Source organism: Blastopirellula sp. J2-11, from assembly GCF_024584705.1.
In the GTDB taxonomy this organism is placed as follows: domain Bacteria; phylum Planctomycetota; class Planctomycetia; order Pirellulales; family Pirellulaceae; genus Blastopirellula.
Genome location: NZ_CP097384.1, coordinates 5,713,760 through 5,720,582, shown reverse-complemented (window position 1 = coordinate 5,720,582; position 6,823 = coordinate 5,713,760). Strand labels below are relative to the sequence as shown.

Below are 6,823 nucleotides of genomic sequence, written 5' to 3'. Positions count from 1 at the left end.
GCGCTAGAACTGGGCACAGGGAGTTACATCAATGAATAAAATGGTCGAAATTGAGTTCGAGTCATTTGGGATTGAACCTGAGTCAGCGGTCGCTGCATTGGAGTCGCGTATTGGCGTGACTATCCCTCAACAGCTCCGCAGGCATCTATTGAACAATGGAGGGGGATACATAGCGGACTGTGTCGTGAAGTGTAAGTTCCCCACCCCATTTGGGAGGCACAATGTTTGTGAGTTCGCTTCCGTTGATATCATGATTTCGATGATAGATTCTGATATTATACCCAGAAATTTGCTTTATTTTGGCGCTGGCCACTTGGGGAAATGGACATGTGTTTCAATATCAGGAATAGATCATGGAAAAATATATTCTTTTGATTCAGAGATGAGATATTACTGGACCCAGGAGGAGATCGACGCGCGTCCATCACTCGACCACTCAATTATAGAGTTTTTTCATCTACGCGATGGCGATGGCCTACCCGTTCGCCCATGGGGATACGAAAACTGCTACGAGATTGCAGATTCACTAGATGAGTTCCTTGACATGCTCACGATCGTTAGCTGACAGCCCGTTGATTTGGTTTTCTGTTTTGTAGATAAAAGGATCTGGGGGTGAATGTGGCCGCAGCAAAAAGTCGTCTACGGCTACGACGCCTTCAACAACCTGATCAGCCGCGACCTCGACAGCAACGACGACGGCACGGTCGATCAGTCTGGCTACTTCATCTACGACAACGGCCAGATCCTGCTGCAGCTAGACAGCACCGGCGAGGTCGACAAGCGACTCCTCTGGGGCTCGGCCGTCGACCAGATCCTGGCCGACGAAAACGGTTCAGGCGACGTCTACTGGATGCTGACCGACCGTAACCGTCCGGGCAACCCCATCTTCCCACCTGTGATAGCCTGGTCTCCATCACAGGCGTTTCATGGTTCAAGCGAGAATCGACATGGCGAAGGGACCGCGGCGGGATGTTTTGAAGGAGCGGCGGTGGCGGGATTTGATTTCTGGTCAGGCTGCCAGCGGGCTCTCGGCGCGGGCTTGGTGTTTGCAGCAGGGCGTTTCCGAAGCTTCGTTTTATGCCTGGAAGCGGGAGTTGGCTCGGCGGGATGACGAAGCAGGCGAAGCGTCGCCTCGGTTTGCGGAAGTGGTGGTTGGCGACGAGCGACGTTCCATAGAATTTACTGCGACGAGCGAACCGTTGCAGATTCATTTCGAGGATGTTCGTGTCGAAGTGCCGGCAGGCTTCGACCGCGCGACGCTCGCGATGACGCTTGATCTGTTGCGAGGCTCGGCATGTTAAGCGTGCCGGGCTCGCTGAAAATCTTTGTCGCCACCGCGGCGGTTGATTTTCGCAAGAGCCACGACGGGCTGGCGGCGATCGTCGAGCAGGCGATTAGCGAAGATCTTTTTGGGGGCGGGCTGTTCGTCTTCACCAACAAGCGGTGCGATCGGTTGAAAATTTTGTACTGGGATAGCGACGGTTTGGCGCTGTGGTATAAACGTCTCGAAGCAGGCACGTTTCGCCTGCCGCGAGCGGCGAATGAAGCTTCGCGACTCGAAATTTCGGCGGCCGATTTGAGTTTGATTCTCTCCGGCGTCGAACTTTCCAGCGTGAAGCGACGCAAGCGTTATCGCCGCTCGGAAGCTGACAAAAATTCTCCCGAAAAATTGCCGGTCGCGTGAGTCTTTTGTGGCTCGTACGGCGTTCTAAGAAGCATGAGCACGGACGCACTCTCTCAACTGTCGCGCGAAGAATTAATCGCCCTCGTAGAACGCGAGCAGCGAACGAAAGAAGCGTTGACTGCGCAAGCGGAGTCGCAAGTCGCCACGATTCGCCAGCTGGAGCAACAGCAAGAAACGCTCACCGCCCAGGTCGAACTGCAAACGCAGACGATTGAGGAACTGCAGCGGAAGCGCGAGCAGCTTGAGCATCGCCTGACGCTGGCGCTGCAGCAGCTTTACGGCCAGCGGCGCGAGCGCTTCGTCAGCCCCGATCAGCTGACGCTGTTCAGCGTAGAAGACATTGAACAACTCGCGGCAGAGGCGGAAGCGGAGCTGCGCGAGCAGGAGCAGGAAAAACTCCTCGCGCGTCGCCGCGGCAAAAAACAAGCGGGCCATGGCCGTCGGCCGCTGCCGGAACATCTGCAGCGCGAAGTAATTCGCCACGAGCTTTCGCCTGCGGAAAAAGCATGTCCCTGCTGCGGCGAAGATCGCGCGGAGATCGGCTGCGAGTCGAGCGAGCAGTTGGAGTTTATCCCGGCTTCGTTCAAGGTGCTGGTGCATGAGCGGGTGAAGTACGCATGTCGCGCGTGCCAAGAACATGTTGCGATCGCCGAAGTTCCCAGCAAGCCGATCGAAAAAGGGTTGCCGGGGCCTGGCCTGCTGGCGCAAACGGTCCTCTCCAAATACGGCGATCACTTGCCGCTGTATCGGCAAGAAGATATCGTCGCGCGGAGCGGAATTGTTCTGCGACGGAGCACGCTGTGCGACTGGATCGCGGCGGTGGCCGTGATTTTAACGCCGCTTTATCGGCGAATGAGCGAACTGGTTTTAGCATCGCGCGTGCTGCACACCGACGATACGACGGTGAGCCTGCTCGATCCGCTAGGCGGCAAGGCGAAAAAGGCGAGGTTCTGGGCCTATCTTGGCGACGCCGCACATCCGCACGTCGTTTACGATTTTACCGAAAGCCGAAAGCCGAAAGCCGAAAGCCGAAAGCCGAAAGCCGAAAGCCGAAAGCCGAAAGCGCGATGGCCCGGCGAAGTTTTTAGCCGGCTTTCAAGGTTATCTGCAAGCCGACGCGTATGGCGGCTACGACGGAATTTATGCAGGCGGCGAGGTGATCGAAGTCGCGTGCTGGGCGCATGCGCGGCGCAAATGGTTCGAGGCGCGCAATACCGATCCAGCCCACAACTGCTTTGTGACATGGGGGACATGACCTTAGAGAAATTTTCACGAAGATGGTTCGGCACGGGGAGGGTGAGAGGCTTCCAACTATTGCGCTGTGGATTGCAAAAACGCGTCTACAAATGCTTCGGAAGCCAGCGGAACCTGGGCATAGACTAGTGCACTTTCCCCTTCGAGTTTAGCAAGCAAGTGACCTCTTCCGAGTAGCTTTTCCGCCCCTTTTTCTCCGAGTGAGATCTCTGACGTGCCCTCGCCGTCGACGCGGAGAATAAGACGGTTTCCGAGGTTCGAACGGAGTTGCATGGGCATTACATTTGCGTCCGGACGTTGAGCCGCGAAAATCAAATGGATGCCAGCTGCGCGGGCTTTTACGCCAAGGCGTTGAACCGTGGTTGAAACCGCTTCTTTGTATTCATTCACCATCATCCACTCAGCGAATTCATCATGTATGAGCCAAATGGTCGGCATTCGTTCCGTTACGTCAACCTTTGAATTATACGACGTGATGTTGTTGGCGCGAGCTTCTTTGAATCGGGTGTAACGGGAATTCATTTCGATCACGAGACTTTGCAGTTTCGTGATGGCTTGACTGTCATCGACAATTATGCCGCCGCCAAGATGAGGCAAGTTTTCGAATTGAAAATAATCGACACCTTGCTTGGGATCAATCAGCACAATCTCTGCCTGCGTAGGCGTGTTCGTTGCCGCAATGCCCAGAAGTATGTTTTGCATCAGCACCGATTTGCCGCTGCCAGTGGACCCTGCGATCAAAGTGTGCGGGGCATGTTTCTGACTGGGATCAAGGAATAGAATCGAGCCGTCATTCTCTCGTACTGCAATAGCAATATTCTGGTTCCCTTGGGTTCGCGTAGGGGGCCAACGTTTCCACACTGACGCCAGACCAATGATCTCTCGGTGCGGCCTTTCAATTGCGATCGACACAACCCCCGGTTCTGGCTGGACGGAAATGATGTTCAATCCATATGTCGTTAAGAATTCTGACCGGCGTTTGCCGACTTGCTCAATGGTTAGGTTGGCGCTCCCGGCAAACTTGAGCAAAGCGACATTAGGAGTCATTTTTGCTTCGAGTAGTTTCGCTTGAAGCTGAAACTGCTGTAGCCCGGTTTTGGCACTCTTGACGGTAGCTTTTAGCCACGCGTCCTCATCCGCGGTTTCTGCCGTTGCCAAATCAAATTGCTGAACGACATCGGCGATGGCAGGAAATGCCCAGTGATCATTGTTTGGTGCGAACGGACTATTATTCTCTTCCATCGGCGTTGTCGATTCAGTAGTTGCGTCGGCTAGAGTCGTACTTGTCTCCTGTGGCGGCACGGTGGAGGAAGTACCAGTATTCACCGTCTTTCCGCCGTCATTGTCTTCGCTCTTGACTGGACGTGTAACCGTTTTTTCTTTCCGCTTGATTGCAGTCGGTGGTTTGAACTCTTGCGGATTGAGTGAGGGGAAAATCAAATGATTGATTGCGAATTGCATTCGGAGCTTCGTCTCTCCAGTACGCAAGCACCAAGTCGCGTAGAGTCTTGCGTGAGAAAACCTCCTGATAACAGCCGTCAGTCTCGGCAATCTCGAACGCGTTGGAATCATCGAAGTCGGGCGAGTGGACAAAGACATGCGAATAACCTCGTAGCATTATTTTGCAATCGCCCGCCCGGATCGCATGTCGCCAGTCACTGACTTCCGGCGTCTGTCCAGCAGAGAACTGAACGCCATCCAGCACGAGATCCGACAGGCGTGCCAGCCACAGTTCACGGTCCATTCGGTCTGGGTTGCCAAATAGGGCTTCGTCGAGTCGCCGAACCGTGTCTCGCAACTGCTTCTGACTTTCCTTCTTCTTTTTCGCCAAATTGCTTTCATCGATGTACTTGGCTTCTGAGACCATGATGGACAGCAGCAAGCCGTCTTCGAAAACACTACGGTCACGCTGGTCAGCTGCTCATTCAGTACTCGGTTGACCACCGAAGTGATTGGGAAGCATGGCGAAAGCACTACCGGGGCGAACTTAAGAGATTCAAAGAGTTGGCGGCGGTGCACAGAAATCGATTTGCTGGCCGCATGGCCGCAAATTTCGCGGCGATTACTACGACCGCTTGGATTGCGCATCGGGCGCTACCATTGGATTGGAAATACGCGGATCGGCATAATGCAATATCGAATTGTGATGTCAGTGCATGAGGCCTCGCATCGCACGCTTTTCTTCCCCATTTGGATTAATGAAGCGGTCGGAATCTTTCACGCTTCGTTGGTTGGAATCACCTTTGTTCGATACCGGCAACAGCATCAAGCTCATCACCAAGCGAAAGAAGTGGATAACGATCCCGACGCCTATATCTACGAACCGATCTTGCGCGCTCCTGCAGGAATTCGTCGCGTGGCAATTTGGCTGTTTGGTATGGTCCCCGAGATTGTTGAAAAAATTCGTCAGAAAGGCGTCGCCCCAGCGACAGCCTTCGCGAGCCATAAGAGCCCGAATCGCCTGCATTCCTTCTGTGTCCTGGTAATGCAGGGCGGCTTGTTTGTGGCCTTATGGTTTCTCTTAGGGTGGTGGGCCTATTTTGCACTTTGGGTGGCGCCGCTGCTTACTGTGGCGCTGATGCTAAACCGAACGCGTGTGACGATTGAACACGGATTGCCTCAATTGGAGTCAATCGTCGCTGGCGGCGCCTATCCTCAGGTTCGCGTTGACACGATCGATATTCTCACCAATCCTTTCGACCGATTCGTCTTCGCGCCATTCGCGTTTAATTTCCATTACACGCATCATAAGATTCCGTCGATTCCGCATTACAACAACACTCGCCTGAGCGAATTTTTTGGGAGCAGTGATGAGGGTGGAAGTCATCGCATTCGGGCCAGTTATCCAGCTTTGCTGGTCCAGGTTCTGTGGGGATCAAAGTGATGTCTGTTCAATCCGCACTCTTGCGCGTAGGTGATCGACACCCTGCAAATTGCCTGTTCTGCAGTGATTGCCAATCGCTGGTTAAGGTGGTCGGAAAAGACTACGAATACGCTTGTAAAGCCGAAGAATTTGCCCTTTCACAGTGCGAGTCCTGTGGCCATTTTTTTGCCGACCCGATGCCCACTCGCGAGGAATTCGGAGTGCTGTATCCACCGACTTATTACACGATGAACCATGCTTCGCCCTTACATTTAGAGGGTTTTATTTATCGACAGAAGATTGCTCGTGATGTTCGACGACTCTTGTCTCTGGTGAATTCACGCAATATTCAATCGATTGTCGATATCGGCTGCGGCGACGCAGCGCGTCTTTTTCACGCAGCCGCTCATTCGGAATTGGGTGGTAAAGAATTCGTCGGTATCGATCTCATGTTCCGTGAAGAGCAAGTGCGCAGCGCCAAAGATGCAGGCGTCACCCTGTTGCAAGGTAACGTGGAAGATGGCCTGGATGTGCTGCAGGATAACGCTTTTGACTTGGCGATCATGAGCCAGCTCGTGGAGCACTTGATCGACCCTCGGGCGGCCCTTGAAAACATTCGCAGTAAGCTCCGTCCTCAGGGGCTTCTCTTGATTGAGACTCCATGTGTCGGAAGCGGTTTGGATTACTGGCTTTTTCGTAGGCAGTATTGGGGCGGGTATCACATCCCTCGGCATCTTCACCTGTTCACATCCCAATCTCTCTCAGACTTGGTTCGCCAGTGTGGTTACCGAGTCGTACGAGATGGGTTTCTGCCTTCACCGGGATTCTGGATTATCAGCCTTAGAAATTGGTTCGGCTTGAATAGCGTCAAATATTCTTCATCCTTGCTTGAGTTTTTGAATTTCAGCAACTTGTTCTCTGTGGGGGCCTTTACCGCGTTTGATCTCTTTTTCGCTTTAACGCCGGTCAAAACTTCCAATCAATTTGCGTTAGTGGAGAAAGTCTAGGTAGCGAGCAATCCC

Annotated in this window: 8 protein-coding genes and 1 pseudogene; 7 read left to right on the top strand and 2 right to left on the bottom strand. The window is 53.5% G+C overall.

Annotated features, from left to right (window positions below):
- Positions 1–31: 31 nt before the first annotated feature.
- The 5 genes and pseudogenes from M4951_RS22780 to tnpC form a co-directional block, all read left to right on the top strand.
- Complete coding sequence (locus M4951_RS22780; protein WP_262023903.1) at positions 32–565, top strand: SMI1/KNR4 family protein; 534 nt, start codon at positions 32–34, stop codon at positions 563–565.
- A gap of 51 nt (positions 566–616) precedes the next feature.
- Positions 617–1,111: a hypothetical protein gene (locus M4951_RS22775; RefSeq protein ID WP_262023902.1), complete on the top strand. Its 495-nt coding sequence runs from the start codon at positions 617–619 to the stop codon at positions 1,109–1,111.
- Positions 999–1,301, top strand: a complete 303-nt coding sequence (gene tnpA, locus M4951_RS22770) for an IS66 family insertion sequence element accessory protein TnpA (RefSeq protein ID WP_410050413.1) — start codon at positions 999–1,001, stop codon at positions 1,299–1,301. Before M4951_RS22775 ends, tnpA begins: the two co-directional genes overlap by 113 nt.
- A complete protein-coding gene (gene tnpB / locus M4951_RS22765; RefSeq protein WP_262023900.1) occupies positions 1,295–1,684 on the top strand; it encodes an IS66 family insertion sequence element accessory protein TnpB in 390 nt (129 codons plus the stop codon). The genes tnpA and tnpB overlap by 7 nt, the downstream gene beginning before the upstream one ends.
- 33 nt (positions 1,685–1,717) lie before the next feature.
- Positions 1,718–2,909, top strand: a pseudogene (tnpC, locus tag M4951_RS22760) (IS66 family transposase); the annotation flags it as partial.
- 86 nt (positions 2,910–2,995) lie between these two features.
- Here the strand turns inward: tnpC and M4951_RS22755 are convergent.
- Together M4951_RS22755 and M4951_RS22750 are read right to left on the bottom strand one after the other, a co-directional pair.
- Positions 2,996–3,985: an FtsK/SpoIIIE domain-containing protein gene (locus M4951_RS22755; protein WP_262026958.1), complete on the bottom strand. Its 990-nt coding sequence runs from the start codon at positions 3,983–3,985 to the stop codon at positions 2,996–2,998.
- Between the two features lie 292 nt (positions 3,986–4,277).
- The gene (locus tag M4951_RS22750; protein ID WP_262023899.1) at positions 4,278–4,820 is read right to left on the bottom strand and encodes a hypothetical protein; all 543 of its coding nucleotides are present in this window, start codon (positions 4,818–4,820) and stop codon (positions 4,278–4,280) included.
- A gap of 147 nt (positions 4,821–4,967) precedes the next feature.
- On the opposite strand from M4951_RS22750, the gene M4951_RS22745 reads away from it, so the two are divergent.
- Positions 4,968–5,822 (top strand): fatty acid desaturase family protein, encoded by an 855-nt coding sequence (locus tag M4951_RS22745; protein WP_262023898.1) that lies wholly within the window; start codon positions 4,968–4,970, stop codon positions 5,820–5,822.
- Positions 5,822–6,808 carry a class I SAM-dependent methyltransferase gene (locus M4951_RS22740; protein ID WP_262023897.1) on the top strand — a complete coding sequence of 329 codons (987 nt, stop codon included), beginning with the start codon at positions 5,822–5,824 and terminating at the stop codon, positions 6,806–6,808. The genes M4951_RS22745 and M4951_RS22740 overlap by 1 nt, the downstream gene beginning before the upstream one ends.
- Positions 6,809–6,823: the final 15 nt, after the last annotated feature.